General features: G+C 58.9%; 19 protein-coding genes and 1 pseudogene. 8 read left to right on the forward strand and 12 right to left on the reverse strand.

All coding sequences use genetic code 11. The features are described 5' to 3' along the window. Window positions 1-75: 75 nt before the first annotated feature. Both I8N66_RS12045 and I8N66_RS12050 read right to left on the reverse strand, forming a co-directional pair. The gene (locus I8N66_RS12045; RefSeq protein WP_049810946.1) at window positions 76-339 is read right to left on the reverse strand and encodes a hypothetical protein; all 264 of its coding nucleotides are present in this window, start codon (window positions 337-339) and stop codon (window positions 76-78) included. A gap of 547 nt (window positions 340-886) precedes the next feature. After that, window positions 887-1,366, reverse strand: a complete 480-nt coding sequence (locus tag I8N66_RS12050; RefSeq protein ID WP_291153945.1) for a MarR family winged helix-turn-helix transcriptional regulator — start codon at window positions 1,364-1,366, stop codon at window positions 887-889. A 46-nt stretch (window positions 1,367-1,412) separates the two neighbouring features. On the opposite strand from I8N66_RS12050, the gene I8N66_RS12055 reads away from it, so the two are divergent. From I8N66_RS12055 to I8N66_RS12080, 6 genes and pseudogenes are all read left to right on the forward strand, one after another. Next, complete coding sequence (locus I8N66_RS12055) at window positions 1,413-2,930, forward strand: FAD-dependent oxidoreductase (RefSeq protein ID WP_291153947.1); 1,518 nt, start codon at window positions 1,413-1,415, stop codon at window positions 2,928-2,930. Continuing rightward, window positions 2,927-3,901, forward strand: coding sequence for a zinc-binding alcohol dehydrogenase family protein (locus I8N66_RS12060; protein ID WP_291153949.1), 975 nt, complete (start codon window positions 2,927-2,929; stop codon window positions 3,899-3,901). Before I8N66_RS12055 ends, I8N66_RS12060 begins: the two co-directional genes overlap by 4 nt. Continuing rightward, the gene (locus I8N66_RS12065; RefSeq protein ID WP_291153951.1) at window positions 3,898-5,127 is read left to right on the forward strand and encodes an MFS transporter; all 1,230 of its coding nucleotides are present in this window, start codon (window positions 3,898-3,900) and stop codon (window positions 5,125-5,127) included. The genes I8N66_RS12060 and I8N66_RS12065 overlap by 4 nt, the downstream gene beginning before the upstream one ends. A gap of 298 nt (window positions 5,128-5,425) precedes the next feature. Continuing rightward, on the forward strand, window positions 5,426-5,725 hold the full coding sequence (locus I8N66_RS12070) for a patatin-like phospholipase family protein (protein ID WP_112597219.1): 300 nt from the start codon (window positions 5,426-5,428) through the stop codon (window positions 5,723-5,725). A gap of 185 nt (window positions 5,726-5,910) precedes the next feature. After that, complete coding sequence (locus I8N66_RS12075; protein ID WP_291153955.1) at window positions 5,911-6,624, forward strand: hypothetical protein; 714 nt, start codon at window positions 5,911-5,913, stop codon at window positions 6,622-6,624. A gap of 247 nt (window positions 6,625-6,871) precedes the next feature. Further along, window positions 6,872-7,059 (forward strand): annotated as a pseudogene (locus I8N66_RS12080) (transposase); the annotation flags it as partial. A gap of 212 nt (window positions 7,060-7,271) precedes the next feature. Here the strand turns inward: I8N66_RS12080 and I8N66_RS12085 are convergent. Continuing rightward, on the reverse strand, window positions 7,272-7,703 hold the full coding sequence (locus I8N66_RS12085) for a helix-turn-helix domain-containing protein (RefSeq protein ID WP_060582017.1): 432 nt from the start codon (window positions 7,701-7,703) through the stop codon (window positions 7,272-7,274). Window positions 7,704-7,850: 147 nt separating this feature from the next. On the opposite strand from I8N66_RS12085, the gene I8N66_RS12090 reads away from it, so the two are divergent. After that, the gene (locus I8N66_RS12090) at window positions 7,851-9,647 is read left to right on the forward strand and encodes a chloride channel protein (RefSeq protein WP_291153958.1); all 1,797 of its coding nucleotides are present in this window, start codon (window positions 7,851-7,853) and stop codon (window positions 9,645-9,647) included. A 351-nt stretch (window positions 9,648-9,998) separates the two neighbouring features. On the opposite strand, the gene I8N66_RS12095 is transcribed toward I8N66_RS12090, so the two are convergent. From I8N66_RS12095 to I8N66_RS12130, 8 genes are all read right to left on the reverse strand, one after another. Next, window positions 9,999-10,433, reverse strand: coding sequence for a pseudoazurin (locus tag I8N66_RS12095; protein WP_291153960.1), 435 nt, complete (start codon window positions 10,431-10,433; stop codon window positions 9,999-10,001). 68 nt (window positions 10,434-10,501) lie between these two features. Beyond that, window positions 10,502-11,497 carry an FAD:protein FMN transferase gene (locus I8N66_RS12100; protein ID WP_291153962.1) on the reverse strand — a complete coding sequence of 332 codons (996 nt, stop codon included), beginning with the start codon at window positions 11,495-11,497 and terminating at the stop codon, window positions 10,502-10,504. After that, window positions 11,490-12,056 (reverse strand): nitrous oxide reductase accessory protein NosL, encoded by a 567-nt coding sequence (locus tag I8N66_RS12105; RefSeq protein WP_060586046.1) that lies wholly within the window; start codon window positions 12,054-12,056, stop codon window positions 11,490-11,492. The genes I8N66_RS12100 and I8N66_RS12105 overlap by 8 nt, the downstream gene beginning before the upstream one ends. Continuing rightward, a complete protein-coding gene (locus I8N66_RS12110) occupies window positions 12,053-12,880 on the reverse strand; it encodes an ABC transporter permease (protein WP_060586044.1) in 828 nt (275 codons plus the stop codon). The genes I8N66_RS12105 and I8N66_RS12110 overlap by 4 nt, the downstream gene beginning before the upstream one ends. Beyond that, window positions 12,877-13,794 carry an ABC transporter ATP-binding protein gene (locus I8N66_RS12115; RefSeq protein WP_192494042.1) on the reverse strand — a complete coding sequence of 306 codons (918 nt, stop codon included), beginning with the start codon at window positions 13,792-13,794 and terminating at the stop codon, window positions 12,877-12,879. The genes I8N66_RS12110 and I8N66_RS12115 overlap by 4 nt, the downstream gene beginning before the upstream one ends. Then, on the reverse strand, window positions 13,791-15,146 hold the full coding sequence (locus I8N66_RS12120) for a nitrous oxide reductase family maturation protein NosD (protein ID WP_162732984.1): 1,356 nt from the start codon (window positions 15,144-15,146) through the stop codon (window positions 13,791-13,793). Before I8N66_RS12120 ends, I8N66_RS12115 begins: the two co-directional genes overlap by 4 nt. Before the next feature lie 11 nt (window positions 15,147-15,157). Next, window positions 15,158-17,071: a TAT-dependent nitrous-oxide reductase gene (nosZ, locus tag I8N66_RS12125; protein ID WP_060586041.1), complete on the reverse strand. Its 1,914-nt coding sequence runs from the start codon at window positions 17,069-17,071 to the stop codon at window positions 15,158-15,160. A gap of 40 nt (window positions 17,072-17,111) precedes the next feature. Then, complete coding sequence (locus I8N66_RS12130; protein ID WP_291153987.1) at window positions 17,112-19,331, reverse strand: NosR/NirI family protein; 2,220 nt, start codon at window positions 19,329-19,331, stop codon at window positions 17,112-17,114. A gap of 185 nt (window positions 19,332-19,516) precedes the next feature. Between I8N66_RS12130 and I8N66_RS12135 the strand changes: the two genes are divergently transcribed. Continuing rightward, window positions 19,517-20,368, forward strand: coding sequence for a ferritin family protein (locus tag I8N66_RS12135; protein ID WP_113135603.1), 852 nt, complete (start codon window positions 19,517-19,519; stop codon window positions 20,366-20,368). A 387-nt stretch (window positions 20,369-20,755) separates the two neighbouring features. Here I8N66_RS12135 and I8N66_RS12140 read toward each other — a convergent pair whose 3' ends face one another. Next, window positions 20,756-21,115 carry a DUF2147 domain-containing protein gene (locus tag I8N66_RS12140; protein WP_291153971.1) on the reverse strand — a complete coding sequence of 120 codons (360 nt, stop codon included), beginning with the start codon at window positions 21,113-21,115 and terminating at the stop codon, window positions 20,756-20,758. Window positions 21,116-21,155: the final 40 nt, after the last annotated feature.

Below are 21,155 nucleotides of genomic sequence, written 5' to 3' on the forward strand. Positions count from 1 at the left end.
TCCGCGCCGTGGTGTCGGGCAATCATGCAAACGGGTGAACACGCGGTCGCGGATGTTGCGGGTCCAGTCCCGGCGCTAGTGGAGAGTTTTGGGCCAGGTCACATCCACGAACCGTCCAATCGACCGAAGGTAAGTGATAATCTCAGACTTGAGGGATGCGCGGTTGCCGTACCGTTGGGCGATCCGTCTCAATTCCTCTTTGGCTTCTTGCTGCTCGTCGACGTCGCCAAGCACATACATGTCGTTGCCCACGGCGTTGATGTCGCAACCCGCCGCAATCACCTCGGCGACAAAACTCGGGATCTCATGGACATTCATGATACGCTTGCTGTCGGTCATGCAGCCTCGCTTGCTGAACGACAAACGAAGGCGAGGGCATCGGGTTCCGCGCCTCCGCGAGATTGATCTTTCCGAGCAAGGCGAGGTTACGTGTTTGATGTCATTTTAGCGCGCTCTCAATAACAACTGAATTGCCTACCGGAGATAGCCCACTGCGGGTTTCGCAGGTGTTTTCGCCATCCTGACTAGGCCTTCGTCCAGTGGCGGGAGTGTGGATTTCCACACCTTACCTTCTTCCGCACCTTCTTCCGCGTTGGCGAAAAGCTAAACCAATGCAGAAAGCACGAATTTCTAAAGGTTGCCGGATGCCTGCGCACGATGTTCCTTACGCAACCGAAGGAAAGGACTCAGCCGGGAAAACCCAGGCGCCCTTCACGCTCGGCAAGGTACTTTAAATCATCGCATCGCGAGCATCACTGTCGGCATCCTGCTTCTCGCGCTCGCCGTTGTCGCGTTGCGTGTTTGCCTAACCGTTGGACGTTGGGTAGCGTTTCCACCAGTCGTGATGAGTGGTGAAGAATTCCGATAGATTAGCGATCCTTGACCTTCATGCCTTCTTATCGTGTCTGAACGCTTCGGCAAATCGGGACATCAGCCGCACCAGATCTTCAACATCCTTCTCATCCCATGTAGCGAAGATCGATCGGCTCATCCGCTCGCGCGCCGCATCGAGTTTGTCGGTCATATGCTTTCCCTCCTTCGTTATGACCGCTTCGCGAATGCGTCGGTCGGCAACGCTTCCCTTGCGAGCGACGAGACCCAGGCTATCGAGCTTACCGACCTGCCGACTAACCGTCGTGTAATCCAACCCTATGCGCTCAGCCAGCTCAACAACGCCGATCGGCCCGAAACGCTCGATGGCTATCAGGAGGCGAAACAGCGCGCGGTCCAGCGTAATCCCTGCTTCACGCACGAGTTCGTCATCGCGCTGGGGGCGGTTCATCGCGCTGACGATCTCGATCAAGGCACCGTGAAGATCGCGCATCATCGCGGAAGTGCGTGTATTTTGCACATTGTTTGTTGACATCGGTTCCTTCTCCATTTATGTGCATAATACACACATGGAGGCAGAGATGACAAATGATTTCGCTGCAGATGTACTCATCTGCGGAGCGGGTGCGGCCGGCCTAACACTCGCCATTGAACTTGCTCGGCGCGGGGTTTCCTTCCGATTGATCGATCGGCTGGGCGCGCCCTTTCACGGGTCGCGCGGCAAGGGAATACAGCCCAGAACCCAGGAAATATTCGAAGACCTCGGCATTCTCGACAAGGCTGTGGCAGCAGGCGGACTTTATCCACGCCAACGGACCTATCGGGACGATGGAAGCTACAGCGACGCTGACATGGGCGAGATCATTCAGCCAACGCCGGCGGAGCCCTACCATTTGGCGCTTATGGTTCCGCAGTTTGTAACCGAACAGATTTTACGCTCGCGCCTGGCCGAACTTGGTGGCCGGGTTGAGTTCGCTCGGGATTTGAAGGGGTTCGAGCTGGATGAGGACGGTGTTACTGCCCGCGTTGCGCATAATGAGCGCGAAGAAATCATTCGGGCACGCTGGCTGATCGGCGCTGACGGCGGCAAGAGCTTCGTGCGACGATCTCTTGGGATCGGTTTTCCCGGGAGCACGCTTGATGCGCGTGCTGTCGTTGCCGACGTCGAGCTTTCCGGGCTTTCCCGTGAGGTCGCTCACCGCTTCGCCAGAGGCGGCGACATAAGTTTGCAGATTTGGATCGGTCCGCTTGCCGGCACAGATCTGTTCCAGATCCAGGGACCTGTCGCGCAAGACGCGCACGTGGATCTCACTCCCGCAGGGCTGACGAAGTTTGTCTCGGAGCGCACAGGTCAAAGCGACGTCGTCGTGCGCGCTGTCCATTGGGCCTCAGACTACGAAATGAACGCTCGCCTGGCTGACAGTTATCGGAGCGACCGGGCATTGCTGGTCGGCGATGCTGCCCATGTCCATCCGCCGACTGGTGGCCAGGGCCTGAACACCAGTGTGCAGGACGCCTACAATCTGGGCTGGAAACTTTCTGCCGTGTTGCGCGGCGCGCCAGTTCGCTTGCTGGACAGCTACGAGGCAGAGAGGAGACCGGTCGCAGCCACCATGCTCGGCCTGGCAAGCCGCCTGCTTGACGCCCAGAAGCAAGGAGAGATGCAACGCGGCAGGGACGTCCGTCAGCTCGATATCGACTATCCTTTTTCCGAACTGTCGCTGAATTGCACGGCAACGCAGCCTTCTGTTCCTGCCGGCACGCGTGCTCCAGATGCACCCCTGCGCGGAGCCGGAGGACAGATCACCCGCGTCTTCGATCTGCTGAAGGGACCTCATTGGACCTTGCTGGCATACGAATTCCCAAGGCAGACGGTCAAGTCACGTGCGGGACTGCACATTCACCGTATCGGGTCCGATGGCGAGTTTTTCGACGCGTGGGAGCATTTCAAGGACGCCTACTCACTGATGCCGGGAGAGTGCGTCCTGGTCCGTCCGGACGGATACGTTGGCGCCGTCTTCGATGCCGATCGAGACGAGGACATAGAAAGCTATTTGGCTGGAGTGAACCTCACCTCTTTGCAGGAGGAACGCCGATGAAGGCGGCAATCGTCGCGGCGATGGGAAGGGAACCCGTTTTGGGTGAGGTCTCCCCACCTGCCCCTCTCTTTGGAGAGAACTGGATCAAAGTCACCGCAGCCGCGATCAGCCATGTCGCCAAGGCGCGTGTTTCGGGTGCCCACTACAGCGCGAACGAGGTGTTTCCCTTCGTCGTAGGAATCGACGGCGTTGGCAAGCTCGATGACGGGCGTCGTGTGTACTTTGGTCTTCCCCGACCGCCGTTTGGGAGCATGGCTGAGTACGTGGTCGCAGCACCTCGCTTTTGTGTTCCCCTTCCAGACGACCTCGACGATTTCACTGCCGCTGCCGTTGCCAATCCGGGAGCGTCATCTTGGGCGGCGCTGACAGAACGGGCCCGTTTGCAGCCGGGTGAAACGGTATTGATCAACGGAGCGACCGGGACAGCCGGACGCCTCGCAGTGCAGATCGCGAAATGGCTTGGCGCCGGCAAGATTGTGGCAACCGGTAGAAATCCGATTGCGCTTGGCGAACTCAAGCAGAGCGGCGCCGTCACGACCATCCAGCTCGCGGCAGAACCGGAAGCGCTCGAACGCCGATTGGTGGACGAATTTGAACAAGGCATCGATATCGTTATCGACTATCTCTGGGGAAAGAGCGCCGTGTGCCTCTTGACCGCCGCTGCAAAGGCTGGCCGCGACCGGCCGCCGGTGCGTTTTGTTCAGGTGGGGTCCGTCTCTAGTGTTGAGATTCCTTTGCCGGGTGCTTTGTTGAGAGCGTCAGCGATCGAGCTAATGGGCTGCGGAATTGGCAGCGTATCCGTGCAAAGGCTCGTTGAAATCACCGGCGAGGTGCTGCGTGCCACGATCCCAGGCAATCTGGACATCAATTTTAGAAAGGTCCCGTTCGCGGATTTCGACAAGGCATGGCCTAAGGACGACAGTACATCGCGTACTGTTTTCGACCTTACTCAGGGGGCGACGTGGGGATGAGCGACACCATATATTCGAAAACCGCTTCCAAGATGCGCCGGAACTGGCAAACCTTGGCACCACTCTTTCTGATCGTTTGCATCTATGCTGCTGGAATGGCGTCGGTCCTGCCTGTCTTGCCGTTCTACCTGCGGGACTTGGGGGCAAGCCCGTTCATCTTCGGCCTTGTCCTTGCGACGGAAGCTTTCATCCAGTTTGTTGCCGCACCCACCCTCGGTCAGCTGTCAGATAGGTTTGGGAGGAAACGCATTCTTCTTGCGAGCCAACTTATGGCAGCCGCGAGTCTCCTTCTCCTCGCGATTGCGCCAAATGTGTTCGTCGTAATTGTAGCGCGCGCTCTCTTTGGACTGACAGGCGGCAATTTCTCCGCTGCCGCAGGTTACGTCGCTGACCACACGACACCTGAGGATCGGAGGCAGGCCCTTAGTATCCTGACCGGTGGCGTAGGTTTGGGCGGTATTAGCGGGGCCGGCTTGTCAGGGTTTCTCTCTGACACTTCGCTGACAACGCCAATCTTCGCAGCCCTTTTCCTCTCGATCGGCGCTGTTGGGCTGACACTGTTTGCGCTCAAGCGAGATCAAGCAGCATCTCCTCAGACCACAAAATATCAACGCGAGAAAATCTCGTTTCGTGTCTTTTCCTCGCCGGTTGTTCGCATCCTTGTTCTTGTGATGTTATGCCATTTTCTTGCCTACGGCATCTATAGCTCGCAAGTGCCGGTCTTCCTCGCGGAGACGTTCATCTGGAATGGGGAGCCTTTCGGCCCCCAGCACCTCAGCATCATCGTCGCGGCTGATGGAGTGATCAATATCTTGGTCCAGCTCGTTGTATTGGGTTGGCTCAGCCGGGGGCTCTCCGAACGCCACCTGATCCTTTTGATATTCGGCCTGGTCTGCACGGGATTTTTGGTGGCCAGCCTGGCGACCACGGTGCCTCTTCTGGCATTGGCGGTCCTTTGCGTGAGCACAGGCGATGCCATGGCCAAGCCAACATATCTTGCGGCCTTGTCCGTTCATGTGCCGGGAAACCGTCAAGGGGTCGTCATGGGATCCGCCCAATCGCTCGGAGCGTTCACGGACATTGCATCGCCTCTGATCGGCGGTCTGATTCTCGGCCAAAAGCTCTACGGCGTGTGGATCGGTCTGGCGATGGGTGTGGCGGCCATAGGCGCCATGTTGGCGGCTGTAAAACTTCCCGCAACAGATCCGGAAACACCGAAATCGTAGGCTGAGCTCGATCTGCCTCAGAAGATCCTTCCTCCGCGCCGCCGGCAAACGGTGGCTGCCCCTCTCCCACGGAGTGACTGGATGAAGCTGTCAATTCGAGCGAATTATAGAATGCCTTTTCACGCCGCACTCGTGTCGATCCTCTTAACGGTTTTAAGCGGATGCACGACACCGGAACGTCCGATGTATAGTTCGTCCGAGGCGATTTGAGAACATCAGGGCTCACGTTGATGATCCGCGGCCAACGGCTTTAGAACATGACCCCTGGAGGCCGGTCGTCGTGAATGGAAGGCCTACTATGCTTGCCATCTCAGGCGGCGGTTCCGGGGGAGCCTTTGCAGTTGGAATCCTGTCCGCATGGAGCGAACTTGGAACCCGTCCAAATTTCGCAGTAATGACGGGCGTGAGCACCGGAGCCTTGATTGCGCCTCTTGCGTTCCTTGGACCTGAGTATGACGAGCAGCTCAGGCGCCTCTATCTGTCGGACAAAACGAGAGGTATCCTTGATATCGAATGGAAAGGCGTTGGTGTGTTCTCTCCCTGTCGTTTGGCATTTAACCGTAAGAATGCGCCCGTTCCGGCAGGTGATCGCACTTAATTTGAGATTTTTCCGTGCGAGTTTTGGCACTTGACGCCTTGCGGCCCGGCCATACCGTTTGTGATATTTGGCATTTTCTGATGAAGCTTGGCCGCAGGCAGCCATGTTTTCCTCGGCGGCCAATCTCACGTTAAGTGCCAACATCGAAGCCAGAATCTCAAATTAAATGCCCAATCTCAATTTAAGTGCCGCGCTATCTTGTTGAAATTATTGCATGCGGTGTCTCACGATTAAATGCAAAACGACAGCGTCTGAAAGAGTTGTCCGCGGAGATCGACGAGCGGTTTCGTCAGTGTAACCTGGTAACTTATCGCCAGATCGCACTGGAAAAGGGATCCGTCTGGGATCTAATCGCCGAGCGCAACCTTCCTGAAATGATGTCAGCTTGGACCCTCTCTCCGGCAATTGCCAAAACATTCAAAGGTGGCGTGCCACCTGAAGGATGGCAGGGCGTCATCGTTGCGCTCAAACCGCCCGCCGGCAGCATCATCCTAAACCTCGACACCTTGTATCGGTCCGACGATTTTTTAATCGCCTTAGATCGCGAGAGGGGCTTCATCACGGGGTGTGCCGATGGAGCCGGGCGCTACGGCGGAACACAATCCAAGGTTGTATTGGAGATCGATAGTCTCAACAGCAGCGATATATACGCGCTTGGTGGCTACTCCGCTGACCGCGACACACTCATCCGTATCATGTTTCATTCGAACCCGACACCCGAGTTGATCGCGTGGTTTGACCATCACAGTAAGACAGCGGGCGTTGCTCCTGGACCTATGTGGCTTGAAGGCGATCCGTTGGTACGGGTCATGAAGCGAATGCAGCCGCATATCGAACGACTGAAGCCGATTAAGGCCGCCGAGATGGCGGCAGGCGGCATTGTCCCGATCAGGACGTAGGAATTTGCGCATCTTGGTTTTTGACTGCATCAGAAAATTATATAGCTACTACAATGCTGTATCTGCTCCCAATTTTATCCTGTTCGGTGCGCCAGTTTTATACAGGAATAACAAGCACTTGCATTTAACCATCTGCCAACGCTAGTGTTAGCGTCATCTGTTGTTTGCCGGCCGCGGAAGAGTAAAAAAGTCGGCCAACCGGAGAGTACAATGATCGGGGACTTTGGAGACCGCAACTCCAGTCCGTGACCTCTTTACACTCTGGCAGCAACTTTGCCGCGGGTGTCGGGAAAATCCAAACTCGCCGAAGCTCTCTGGTATGCCATATCGCGTCGCGACATATTCGAGCGCTTCCTGACCGACGGCCGTGTCGAGCTCGACTCCAACATTGTCGAGCGAGCTATCAGACCCCAGGCCATCACCTACGCCGCCTGAACGGCCCCGGCTTGTCGCTTACACTGCTCCTCATTTGGCGGGAAGAGATCAATCGGGCACTCCGACAATCCCGCACGTTGCAATATATGTCGTAATGCGACATAAATAAAGCGTCGGTTTACTCCCGCTTCTCCGGGTGACGAAGGCGGAATAGTTCAAAGCAGGAACTGGGCCGGGATGAGCAATTGCGCGCACGCAGTTGATAAAGGCTCTCAGAGTGGGCCTTTAATCTGGAGATCGTTAAGCAGCTCTATCAAGCGCGGGGCCATCTCCCGGATCTCGGTCAGATGAATGGCGCTCAATCGCGTAAGGATGTCTTCCGCCTTCGCAGTAAGCGCAAGCGTCTGGCGGCGCCTGTCATGCGGATCGAGCTCACGCGTGACATAGCCGGCCCCCACGAGCCGCTCGACGAGTTCGGAAGCGGTGTGCCGGGCAACGACCAGGCGCTCGGACAAGTCTCCGACCGTCATGGGAGCTTCGCCGCGATGGCCTTTGATGGCCAGCAGGGCCTGATGTTGCTGACTTGGGAGCCCCTCGTGCTGTGCTGCCGACGTCGAAAAATCCGTAAAACGCCGCAGGGCGTAGCGCAGGTTGGCAAGCGCCTCGTAGTCGGCATCGGTGAGTGCGTCTTGTTTCTTGGTCACAGACTTTGGCACCAGGAGTGTTTCACGGGCTATGTGCATAGCGCTCGCGGGACGAGCTGCCAACACCGACTTGATTTATATCGTATTGCGATATATGTGCGCTGCGGGCGATCGCACCCTCTGTTCAGCCGCCACACAGGTTTCCCGATGTCGTCAAAACCTTCCCGTCCGCACCAGCACGATTTCATGGGCGGCCTTGCTCGCCGCGAAGCTGGTGATTTCACCACCGACCGGCGCGTGCTCCTGTTGATCGGAATGGCGATAATCGTCGCAACCGGTGGCGCGTTCGCGGCCTGGTTCCTCGTCAATCTGATTGCTCTCGTCACCAACATCGTCTGGTTTGGGCGGGTGAGCATCGGGGAAGCGCGGATAGCCGACGTGATCTTCTCGCCCTGGATGGCCTTGATCCCGGTGGTTGGAGGGCTCGTCATTGGCCTGATGGCGCGTTTCGGATCGGAGAAGATCCGCGGGCATGGTATCCCCGAAGCGATAGAAGCCATCGTTATCGGCGGCAGTCGCATGTCAGCGAAGGTTGCCGTGTTGAAACCGCTGTCGTCGGCGCTTTCGATCGGCACGGGAGGCCCGTTCGGGGCCGAGGGGCCGATCATCATGACCGGTGGCGCGATTGGTTCGCTTTTTGCCCAGTTTTTCCATTTGAGTGCGGCAGAGCGAAAGACCTTGTTGGTCGCAGGGGCGGCGGCCGGCATGACGACAATCTTCGGCTCACCTGTCGCAGCCGTCATGCTTGCGGTCGAACTCCTCCTGTTTGAATGGAAGCCCCGCAGCTTCATTCCCGTGGCAGTCTCAGCCTGCGTTGCCATCTCCTGGCGACCGCTGCTGTTCGGCACGGGACCGCTTTTTCCAACGCCCTTCCGGGCCGACCTTCCCTGGTGGGGGATTCTGCTTTGCGCCGGAGTGGGGATTGTTGCCGGCCTTCAATCGGGTCTGCTGACGACACTGCTCTACAAGATCGAGGATCTGTTCGAGCGCCTGCCGATCCACTGGATGTGGTGGCCGGCGCTCGGAGGTCTTGCCGTTGGGCTCGGTGGCCTAGTCGAGCCACATGCTCTCGGTGTCGGTTACGACGTGATCGAGGGGCTGCTCGAAAACAGCTGGCCAACATCGACGGTCATCGCCATTCTCTTGGTCAAGGCCACGATCTGGCTCATCGCTCTCTCGTCGGGCACATCGGGCGGTGTGCTGGCGCCGTTGCTGATCCTCGGAGGCGCACTAGGATGGCTGACGGGCTTGATGCTTCCCGGAGATCCGGGATTCTGGGCGCTTCTCGGCATGGCGGCGATGATGGGTGGCACGATGCGCGCGCCGTTGACCGGAACGTTTTTCGCGATCGAGATCACCGGCGATCTCAGCACGCTCATACCCTTGCTGGCCGCCACGATTGCCGCCTACGCCGTGACTGTGCTCCTGCTGAGGCGCTCGATCCTGACGGAGAAGATTGCGCGGAGAGGACAGCACATCAGCCGTGAATACGGTGTCGACCCTTTTGAGTTCGCCCGGGCTCGCGACATTATGGTCAGCACAGTCGACACCTTGCCGGCGACGATGTCGGTGGCGGAGGTGTGTGCGCATTTCGCCGCGGCGGATGAGGCACACCGGACCTATCCGGTCGTTGACGGGGCCGGCGCGCTTGTCGGTATGGTTTCGCGTTCAGATGCGCTTCGGTGGCAGCGAGGTCCGGACATTGGGGCCGACATGCTGGCAGACAAGGTATCGGACACCTCGATCCCGATCGGGCATCCCGACGACACTGTTGGTCACATCGCGGACATCATGATTGCGACCGATGCTGCGAGGATACCCATCACGGATCCGCTATCCGGCACCTTGGTCGGCCTTGTCACCCGCAAGGACCTTCTCCGACTCAGGCAATCCCAGAAATCCGCTGAATTGGAACGGCGGCCCTATCTTGGAAGGATGCGATAGAGGCGTTGATTAGAGTGGTCTGACGGGGCTATTGCACCCTGGTTGCTTGTGGCCAGTGGAAAGCCAGGAGGGCGCGGCGGCCACAGACAGACTCGGCAAACTGAACGGCCGGTGGCAGCCGAACGTGAGGCACCCCATCGAGTTCTGAAATAGTCGATACGCCGGTCGTCATTGTTCAGGTCTCGCGCCGGCAGGCAATGGAGGAAACTCGGCGACTGTTGATCGCCGGGCTTCAAAAGCAAGAGCGAGCCGGTAGGGCGGCGAAGCCATGACGCCAATGCGGCCGATCGTGCGGGAGAAGCCGGCGAGCTTTGCGATCTCGTCGCCCGCCGGTTTTCTCTTGGAGCAAGCCTAGAGTTGCGAAAGCGCCTTGTCGACCCGTTCGCGGGCCTTCTTCGGGAGTTTCGCAGACTTGATCGAATCGAGGTTCGCCGGAGAGTCCCCAACCACGACGACGGCAACCATGCCCATCGAAAAATGCGGCGTGCACTTGATCACATAGGCTCCTGGCACCGTGAACGTCTGTTTCAAAGTGTCGTTGATCTTGCTCTTGAAGGCTTCGGCTCCTTCCGGGATCAAACCCTTCATCGTTTCAGCGTTGTGACCCTTGTCGGTGGGAAGGAAGGTGATCGTGTCACCTGGCTGCACCTTCGTCAGCGCAGGCTCGAATACCATCACCCCGTCAGGGCCCTTGTTCATCATATGAACCTCGAAGTCCGCAGCTGCGGCCGGAACTGCGATCATTGTGAGCAAAGTTGCCGCAGCCAGATTTTTCAGAAGGTGCATGGTCAAGTACTCCGTTGAGATTGGTGTGATTGCGCTATGGAAAATGCGAGCATCCGCGTTGTGCGTCCTCAGGCTCGTGTTTCGAAACGGCGATGGCCGCCGTCCGCCCGGACAAGATCAACCAGTACGCCTGATCTGCGGTCTAACGTGGATCGGATACTGGTCTCATCCATCAAGCTGAATGCCGTCGACAGAGCATCGGCGGTGGTCGCATCATCGGCGATGACGGTCACACGCCTGTACAATGCAGCTGCTCCTCCGGTGCGCGGATCAAGGATATGGCTGAAACGCTGTGCCTCGTCGAAGTGGAAACCCATGCCACTGGAGGTCGCGACAGCCTTGTCGATCACGTCGAGAACGACGTCGGGAAACGCGTCGTCCTGTCGCTCTGCTAGGCCGATCCGCCAGGGCGTTCCATCCAACCTCGAGCCTACAGCGCGATTTTCCCCCATGTTCACGAGACTGCTAGTTACCCCGGCGTCTCGCAGCAAGTCCACGATCCTGTCCGTGACGTAGCCTTGGGCGATGCCATTCAAGGTCAGTGCCATCTTCGGTCGAGTCAGGACGATGCGATCCCGATCGAACCTGATCCCTTCGAAGCCAACGGCGTCGAGCGTGTCCCTGATCTTTTCGGCTGAAGGGCCGGATGGGGCCGCCTCGGGCCGCGTGAAGTGGTCTCGGTATAGCAACCACAGCGGCTGTATAGTGGGATCGAACCCGCCGTCACTCATGTTCCAAAATTCTTGGCAGGAGCCAAGCAGGGCCACAAGGTCTTGCGGGGGAGCGACCAGAGCGCCGACGCGGTTCAACTCGGAAAGCGCTGTATCGTCACGATAGAGGCTGAACACGCGTTCCAGTCTTGTGACCTCGGCGACGACTGTGTCGATCAATCGTTCGGCTCGCGCGCGGTCTTCATGATTGAGGATCAGTGTCGCTGGCGCGCCGAGAGCCTGTCCCTTCCAGGTGACGGTGCTTGATGCTGCCTTTGCGGCAGTCAGGAGGGGCAAACCGGCAGCTGCGGCGAAAATCGCGATGGCGCGGCGTCGAGTATATCCTTTAGCCATGGTTGTGCCCTTCCACACTTTCCTCGGCGTCGGGGCTGGTTGTCGTGGCGTCGACACCGCCTGCACCCAGCACGTAGTCCTGCGGGACCTCGCCGAACGGGACGACGCGCCCGCCGTTCTTGACGGAAAATTGTTGCGCCGCTTCCTCTGTGCCGAACGGCACAGCCTCTTCTGCGCCCATGCCGCCCCGCAAAGAGCTGCCGATGACGTAGAAAGCCTTGCGGGCGTCAATCCAGTTGTTTTCTCCGGGCTTCTCCCAGCTTGGCGCCTTGCTCATATCGGAGACGTAAATCGCCGCGATGTCCTTCGGCTCCTCCGGCAGCATGGTGAACGCCAAAGCGTCGCGAGCGGACGAAAACCAGATGGGTTCGGGAACTTGCGCATCCAAAATGATCTGCCCCTTGGGTCCTGGGTGTTCGAGCACGTTCATTCCGCAGTATCTGCCTGTCGCTTCGGACGTCAGCGCGTACGGTGCGGGCGGAGGAGCCTTTTGCTCTTCCTTGCAGCTTGCGAGCAGAAAGGCCGACAGGAGTGCCGCGGCCACCAAAGCGCGTCTCATAGCTCCCTCCTCGAAAATACTGCCGCGGCGAGCGCTAGCGGCACGATGGTCCACGCAGCCAGTGCGCCGACCATCATCGCGGCATTAAGCCCGGAATGCTCGGCGACACCGCCCAGACCCGAAAAGGCGCTCGCCTCTCCCGAACCGAGGTTGAGCATCCGGTAAGCGTCGGTTGGATTGAATAGCAAAACCGCATCCAGCAGGCCTGACGGGATAGCATGCCCTCCCGCCGCGACCAGTGCGCCGAGCAACGCCATGTCGTAAATCAGGACAAAAAGCAGCCAGATGCCGATAGCTATCCCGCCCGCCGTGCTCCGCTCGCTGACGATCGCACTGGCGAGGTATCCGATCGCGACGAATACCGCCCCTAGGAGCACCGACGATCCGAGCATGTTGAGGAAGGCCCACCAACTGCCCGTGTCGATGTTGCCTCCCGTGATAGCGAGCGCCAGGGCGGCGGCACCATAGCCGCAGAGCGTCGCAAACGAGAGGATGGCAATGTGGCCGAGGAACTTGCCGAGAATGACCTGATTGCGTCCAATCGGATAGCTTAGAAGCAGCAGCATGGTGCCGCGCTCCATCTCGCCTACGATCGCGTCGTGCGAGAGCAGGAGCGCGATCAACGGCACGAGAAAGATGGTCAGGCTGGAAAGACTGACGATGACAACGTCGAGTTGGTTGACCCCGACATTCCCGGTCGGCGCGCTCCCCAGTGCGGTGAGGGTGAGCGCCAATGCTGCAAGGAGAAGGGTAGCTCCGAGCACCCATCGATTGCGCAAGCCTTCCCGGATCTCCTTGCGGGCCATAATAAGAATGTTCTTCATTCGGCCGCCTTCCGCCCGCCAAGAAAATGGGCATAGAGGTCGTCCAATGTCGGCTCGACGAGTTGCAGCCCGGCAACCTCCGCAGGGTTGGCTGTGACCTCCCGAAGGAGTGCGACTTTTTCGTCCATTGCCACCTCGGTCTCGACGGTATCGACGCCCGTGATCCTCCATCCACCTCCTGCATTCCAGTCAGCGGTCGATTTGCCGTTGGCAAGCCTGACACTCACGCGCGTGGGTAGCTGAGCCAAACCGCGCAATGTGTCCAGCGATCCATCAGCGACCTTGACGCCTTCGTTGACGATCACCACGCGATCGGCACGGCCTTCGAGTTCGGTCAATGCGTGTGACGAAAGAAGGATTGTGGTTCCAGCGGAGCGCAATCCGTCCAGGATGTCGTAGAATCGCCGACGAAGAGCCGGATCGAGACCGCTCGTAGGTTCGTCCAGAAGCAGGACCCGCGGGTGGCCAAGCAGTGCCTGCGCCAGTCCCAGTCTCTGCCGCATCCCCTTTGAATAGGTCCGAACCGGACGGTCGGCGGCATCCGGAGCCAGACCAACCTGCTCCAGAAGCTCAGGCACCGAGGAGACCTCGACGCGCTTGAGGCGGGCGTAGAAGGCCAGCGTTTCGCGCCCCGTCAGGGCCATGTGGAAGGAAACGCTTTCCGGCAGGTAGCCAAGCCGCCTGCGGACCTCGAAGTCGCCCTTGGCCGGATCCTCGCCGAGAACGAGCACGCTGCCCGTCGAGGGGCGAATGAGCCCAAGCATGAGTTTGATCAGTGTCGTCTTGCCAGCCCCGTTGTGGCCGACAAGCGCGACCGTTTCCCCTTCTGTGAGCTCGAACGTAACATCCCTGACGGCTTCGACGCTGCCATAGCGCTTGGCGACCCCGGATACTGCCACCGTCGTGACATTCATTGCGCCGGCCTCCCTTGGGTGGGGGGTGCCATCAGGGGATGGCTGTCTACGACGCCGCCCGGTAGAAGGGCCGGGAATTGAGCCTGAGCCCAGCGGATGACCTGGACTGCGGGGCTGGTGGCCAGCACCTTGGCCTGGGGAGCGGTCCACATCACCTTGTCCATGACATCGTTTGGACGATAGGCGTTGTCACCGAGCCCGTCGCCATCGAGATCAAACGCCGGATTGTCGCTCCAGTAATTGCCGTGGCCGTCCACCGACCAATCGAGATACCGAGTTCCCACGTATTTGACCTGATTGCGGTTGTTGATGAAGGCGTTTCCGCTTATCGAATTACCCTCCGAGCCGGCCGTAAAGTGAATGCCGATCGAACAGCCGTCAAACCTGTTGCCCTTCAGCCGGTTCTTGTTGGCGTTGTAGATGAAAACGCACTTCTCGGGACCCAAGCGCTCGCCCGAAAGGTTGGCGTTGGGGCTCGTTGGACTGTCATCGGAAGGCATTTTGTCAGCGGGGTCGCGATTTCCGGCGGTTGTCCATCGGCTCTGGGGCTGCATCCGCCCAATGACGGTGTTCCCCTCTATTTGCGATCCGTTGGCGAAATTCAGCACGAGGCCATGATCGCGGTCGCCGTCAGACACGTTGCCGACGACTTTCAGCTTGTTGGAGAACATCAGCGCGTAGCCGACGGCGTTTCCTATAGACGTGTTGCCGCGGATCTCGCTGTTGTTGGTGTACATGTAATGGATCGCGAAACGCACGTCGTGGAATTTATTGCCACTGAACACATTGCGTTTGCTTGCGATCGTGAAGATGCCGTCGCGGCCGAAGCTGACGTCGTTATCGATGATCTTGGCGCCCGGCGCGTTCCAAACCGCGATCCCGTTGCCCAACTCGCTCATGTGGCCCTTCTTCAGGCCGATGACCGTGTTTTTGCGGACCAAGGAATCGGCGGCCCCGTGGACGTAGATCCCGTAGAGGTTCCCGGTAACGCTGTTGCGTTCGATAAGCGCGCCTGTTGCGTTCTCGGTGGCAAACACGCCTGAGTCCATGCCTTCGAGGTTCGTGCCCGAACCGCTGATTTCAAGACCACGGAGTGTTACGCCGGCCGCGTCGATGGTGACGACGGTGCCTTTTCCGTCGCCCATGATCGCAGCGCCGGGTTCGCCTTCCAGCGTCACGGACTTGGTGATTTTCACGGGACCCTTGTACTTGCCTGGACGCAATATGATGCGGTCCCCCGGTGATGCCGCCTCGATGATCGATGCCAGGTCATCGACGGGCGTGACCGTCCGCTCCGCGGCCTCGGCGGGGGTGGCGATGGCGACCCAGAAGGCCACCATCGCTGTGATCATCACGCGCCTCATCATACCGACTTCGGTTCGACCATCATGCGTCCCTTCATTTCCATGTGCATCGCATGGCAGAACCATGTGCAATAGTACCAGTAGACCCCGGGCTTGGAGGCCTTGAAGGTCACTGACGCCGTCGCCTGCGGCCCGATCTCCATGTTGATACCGTAATTGACGATGCAGAAGCCGTGAGTCAGGTCCTCGACCTCGTCGATGTTGGTGACGTAAACGGTCACCTCGTCGCCCTCCTTGACGGTGAAGGACTCAAGCCCGAACGCGGGAGCCGCCGACGTCATATAGACGCGCACCTTGTCGCCATCGCGCTTCACCTCGGAGTCCACCATGAGGTCGATATTGTCTTTTTTGGCTTGAGCGACGGCGTCTGCGAAGAAGGGGTCCTCACGGTTCCACACGTGAACCGGGTTGATCTTGGACGCGTGCACGATTGTTGCGTCGTGGGGCTCGGCGAAGGTCGGGTTGTCGTGGACGAGCACCATTTCATCCCCTGAGATGTCGATCAGCTGATCGCTCTCCGGCTTCAGCGGGCCGGCGTTGAGGTAGCGATCTTTCGAGAACTTGTTAAGCGAGATGAGCCACTTGCCGTCGGCCTCCTTGGTCTGGCCCATCGAGGAGTGGTTGTGCCCGGGCTGATAATGGACATCCAGCTTCTGGCGGATCGGATTGACCTTCTCGCCCTTAAACGCCCGTATGGCATCCTCGATGTTCCACTTGCACACCTGGCTGTCGAGGAAGAGCGTCGTATAGGCGTTTCCCCTCCCGTCGTAGGCCGTGTGCAACGGACCAAGCCCAAGTTCTGTTTCGGCGACGACGGTGTCGCGCGGCTGGATCTTGTCGTCGAAGAGGTCGTCGAACTTGCGCACGTCGAATACCGTGACCGTCGGTGACAGCTTGCCATTGGCGACGAAGTGGATGCCATCCGGGGCCGTATTTATACCGTGAGGACTGTTGGGCACCGGAATGTAGCGGGTGTACTTCGAGCCGTGGGAGCCATCGATGACGGGAACGCCGCCGATCTCCTTGTAGTCGCCCTTGGCGACCGCTTCTTCGATGCGTTTGAGATTGAACACGACGACCCAGTCCATGTCCTTGCTCATCATCTCTTCGAGAGTTACTCCCTCCTCCGAGTTGTAGCAGGTCGAATAGCAGTACTTGCCCTGGTAGTCCGCGTCGACGTTGTCGAGGTTGCCGTCGACCATGACCTGCCATGCGACTTTCATTGTCTCGCCGTCGACCGCGGTGAAAATGGATTGGTACTGCTTTGGATCGTCCAGGACCTTGCCGTCATTGGGGATCGGCACACCGTCTTCGCCGTTGCAGAACACGTAGCCTGTCTTGGGGAACTTCTGGACGCGCAGCCCGTGCACGGTATGTTGGTTTGGAAGCTCGATGATCTTGTCGCACTTCATGACGTCGAGACGGATACGGCAGACGCGTGTGTTGGATTTGTCGTTGGCAAAGAGGTAACGGCCGTCGTAGGTGCCGTCCGTGAACGACGGGTGTGGGTGGTGAAGGTCGCCGTTCTGGTAGACGCCGCCGCGATCTTTGAGAAACTCGACCGTCTCCGGTCGCATGTTTTCCGTGAGGACCTTCAGGCTCTCATTCGTTTGCCCCCATCCCGTCGCGCTGCAGCGGTTGAACACCGGAATGCGCATGATTTCTCGCATCGAGGGAACGCCGACGATGCGGACTTCACCCGACTGGCCACTTGAGAAGAAGGTGTAGTATTCGTCGAGCTCGCCGGGGCGGACCTCCCACTTCGCCGGCTCCTGGGCCATGGCCGGAGACGCCCCGCCTGCAAGGCCCAGCGCACCGGTGGCCGTAGCCGCTCCTGCGGCCGCGGCCACGGCGGTGGTACCCAGTAGTTGGCGTCGGTTGAAAAGGGGCAGGTTTTTATCTTCATTCGACATGGTATTGCCTCCTGAGATGCGGCTCACATTTGCCGCGTGCCTATTTCGAGTTGGTGACGGGCTCTCCGTTATGCGTGACAAGCGTCTTCGGCGGTGTCTTTTCGCCTCTCGATCCGGGCGTTGACAGCGCCATGAATTTTTCGCGCTTGAGCCGCACCTGGATCATGTGCGGACAGCGCTGGTCGTCATGGTAGAGTTCCTGGCAGTGCATGCAGTAGATGCACTCGTTGACGTTGATCGGGCCTTCCGGATGAATTGCCTGTACCGGGCACTCTTTCGCGCAACGCTGGCAGGGAGAGCCGCATTCTGGCCATCGCTTCAACCACTCGAAGGTGCGGATGCGCCCAGGGATGGCAAGTGCCGCCCCCAGCGGGCAGAGGTAACGGCAGTAAAATCGCTCGATGAAGAGGCTAGCCGCAAGAAGCGCCAAGGCGAAGACCACGAACGGCCAGTCACGGATGAATTTGAGGATAATCGCGGTCTTGAACGGCTCGACCTCGGAGAGCATTTCCGCATAGGCCATCGAATAGAACGACATGCCGAAAAGCCCGAGGAAGACAATGTATTTGATAGGCCAAAGGCGCTCGTGCAGTCCCCAGGGGATGGTGACCTGCGGCACCTTCAGGCGCTTGGCGACGATGCTCAGCAGTTCCTGCAAAGCGCCGAACGGGCAGAGCCAGCCACAGAACGGGCCGCGCCCCCAAAACAGGAGGCCGGCTGCGACGGCGGCCCAAAGAATGAAAATCAACGGTGCAGCCAGGAAGAACTCCCAGCTGAAATTGGTGACCAGCGCGTTCGTGAACGTGAGGACGTTGACGACCGACAGCTGCGCATTGGCATACCAACCGAGCCAGACGAGCGTAAATACCAGATATCCGGTACGAAGCCAGCCGAAAAATTTCGGCCTTTTGACGAGCCAGTCTTGGAAGAAGAAGATGGCGGTCAGGACAAGGAGAGCTGCGACTGTGACTGCGATTGAGATGCTGTTCATCTCCCACATGCGTTGCCACAACGGTATTTCGTCAGGCGTCAACTTCGGATCGCTAGCCTGGGAGGGCGCCACCTGCGGTGTCTGGGCCGGCGTCGTCGGTACCTCGGCCTTGGTGACGGTGTAGTAACTGGGGGGAAGCGAGTATCCGATCGTAAACGGGATAACCGATTTGTCTCGAGCACCCGTGCTGCTACGCTGCACGAGCAGTTCCAGTTCCCACGGCTCAGTCGCGTCAAAGGCGAATTCCAGCGGCACTTCGAACAAAGCGATCTCCCGCAGGCGGGGAGCGTCCGACGGCACGAGCGCTGCGATCCTGGTATGGTCGCGATCGCGAAACCGCAGCCCTTGTCCGTCCTGCAGCAACTCGATGCGGTCGAAAATGCCGCCTCGGACGTAGCCGGAACCTTTGAAGGAGTATGCTCCGTCTCCCGCCACAAGGATTGCGGACTGTCCCGGCTTGAGTTTGCCGGCGAGGCGCTGATATGCGACGTCGCCCAGGAGCGTCTTGCCAATCGCGGGCACGCTCACCGGCGCGATGTACAGATCGATGAAACGGTTTTCGGGGTTTGCGGACTCCGGATGGGAAGCCGCTTCCGCATGCCCGGCCTCTTGAAAGGCCTTCGAAACCTCCCCAATCGTCAACCGAAGGCTCCGGACGGAGCCGTCGCCAAGGAGGGTTTGCCAGTCGCTCGCCTGATCCTTGGAAAGGTCGAGTGTTTTGACGTCCGGGGCCTGCTGGACGCCGACTGACTGGCCTCCACCCAAGCGGTTGCTCCTGATGAGGCTGACGGCCGAGCGAATGACGCTGTCGCCCATGACGAGAACCGTGACGGTCGCCCCGCTGACGATGTCGACTTCCGGCGGGCGCTCTGCTCCGGATGCGACCCTTCCAAGGTCTTTGCCGATGATCGAGTTCAAGGACGCGACGACTTTGGCCTGAGGAATTCCCACAAGCACGATCGGCTCGTGGTGTTCGAGGAGCTTGAAGCCCTTGATAATGCCGGATTGATCGATGCCAACCGCGATGCGGATAGGCTTGCCGGAATAGCCGACCGAACTGGTAAAATCGGAATTGAGATAAACGTACCCGAGCAGGTCATCACCCCGATAGACCGGCGCGATGGGTGGTTCACCCACGGTGTCTCCGAAGCGGTCGGCCCCTTCAAAAAGCTCACCCGGCTGGACTCTTTCAAGAAAAGTGGGAAGCTGTCCTGCCAATGCTGCGGTTCCGAACAAAAGTCCGACGAACGCCACTGCAAGCACGAGCATGTTTGCAAACAATGACAACCGAACTCTTTGTGAAAAGTTCATTGCGCTGCCCGTAGGATTTCTTTGCGTCCCAAGATCAGAATGTATCCTAACCTTGATCAAAGACAACTCCTCGTTGGAAAAACTTACGATTCTCTGACAGTGGATATTCGGGCAAGGGGAAGACCTGACAGGAGTGAGCTGGTATGTCGTCAAACACCTCTGATCCTTGGAAACTGGCATCATTGGACGAGCTGTTGGCGCTTGCTGGTGCGATGGAACAGGAAGCGATAGACGGATACGTCGCCCTCGGTCTCAGGATGAAGGCCATGGGACGTCCCGAGCTTGCGGCAGTGTTCGACGCGCTGGTCGCCGAGGAGCGGGCGCACTTGAGAAAAGTGGGCGAATGGGAGAACGCGCTTGGACACAAAACGCGCTCGGTCTCCACACATCCTCCCGAGCATTTGTTCGACGACGAGGCAGCGGGGAAAGTGGCTCCCGAGATGCTGAGCGCCTACCGCGCGTTCTCGATTGCCGTTCGCAACGAGGAACGCGCGTTCGTGTTCTGGTCTTACGTCTCGGCCCATGCCCGGTCGCAAGACATTAGAGACGCGGCCGAACGAATGGCCCGGGAGGAACTCGGTCACGTTGCCACGTTGAGACGCGAGCGGCGGCGTGCATTTCATCAGGAACGAAGCCAGGTACTCTCGGTCGACAAAGGCGATTTGCCGCTCCTCGAGCGGAAGTTGTCGAACCTCCTTAAATCGATGGCAGAACTATCGACGGTGGGCGGACGCGACGACCTACTGGCTCGTTCAAATGAAGCCGACCTGAGGTCAAAAACGATGCTGGAACACCCGTTTTTGACCACTTCGCGTCCGGAGAGGGCGACACAAAAGGCAGTCGAAAGTGCGCTGCCGCTCGGTGAATTCCTGGCAGAGTGCTACCTCGACATCGGAGATCGCGCGGCCAATGAGGAGGATGCTGATAGGGCCCGCGAGTTCGCCTCCCAGGTCATTCACTGTCTTCGGGCGCTTCGCCGCCTACCCTCGACATGATCGCAAGCCACTGTCCTAGTCCATCTCAGCATCTAGTCATGGCGGAGACGACGCGGTCAATTCCTTCGGGGCGCCGAACTGCATCAGAATGAACGTCGAGCCGATCGTGCTCCAGATTACCGCATACGGTATCGTGTTTGTTTCCGATTTGTGCGCCCAGGATCGCATAATGTATCGTCTGGAAGGGGAGGGCGCCGGCGTATCGCGAGACTTGCGAACCCGAGACACGCCGCTTCCTTTGCGTCCGTTGGTCCTTTGTCGAAAGTTCTCTCGGCCGACCCAACCCCGCCTAAGCCATGTTACATTGCGGCCCGCTCCTGGATTTGCTGTCCCTCGCTCCAAGGAGATTGTGTACGCGCGCGCTCAACCTCGCTGTTCCACCTGAACTTAGAGTCTCTTGAAGATTTCGTCCTTACAGATCAGGCCCCCCATGACGCATCCGCTCACCTTGATGCCACTGCCGGCGATCTCGGCCTTGCCGGTATATTCCTTGCCGCCATTGGTGAAGTCGATCAGCTTTCCGGAGTACTGTCCGTTGCCTGTGGGCTTGAAAGTGGCGAACTGTTTGCCTTTGAATGCGCCGCTCGTATAGGTCATGCACAAGTTTGCTCCGCAAGCTGCCACCTTTGCCGTTGCGCCGGTCTTCGGGGTTCTAAAATCTCCTTCGATCGGGTCGGCATGGGCTGCACCGGTCGTCAGCATCATCATGGCCGACGCCATCGCCATTTTGCGAATAGTAATTCTCATGACACGTCTCCTTGTCTTCAACCATCAGTGGCCGCTGGTT

The organism is Ensifer sp. SSB1 (assembly GCF_016652895.1).
GTDB lineage: Bacteria > Pseudomonadota > Alphaproteobacteria > Rhizobiales > Rhizobiaceae > Ensifer.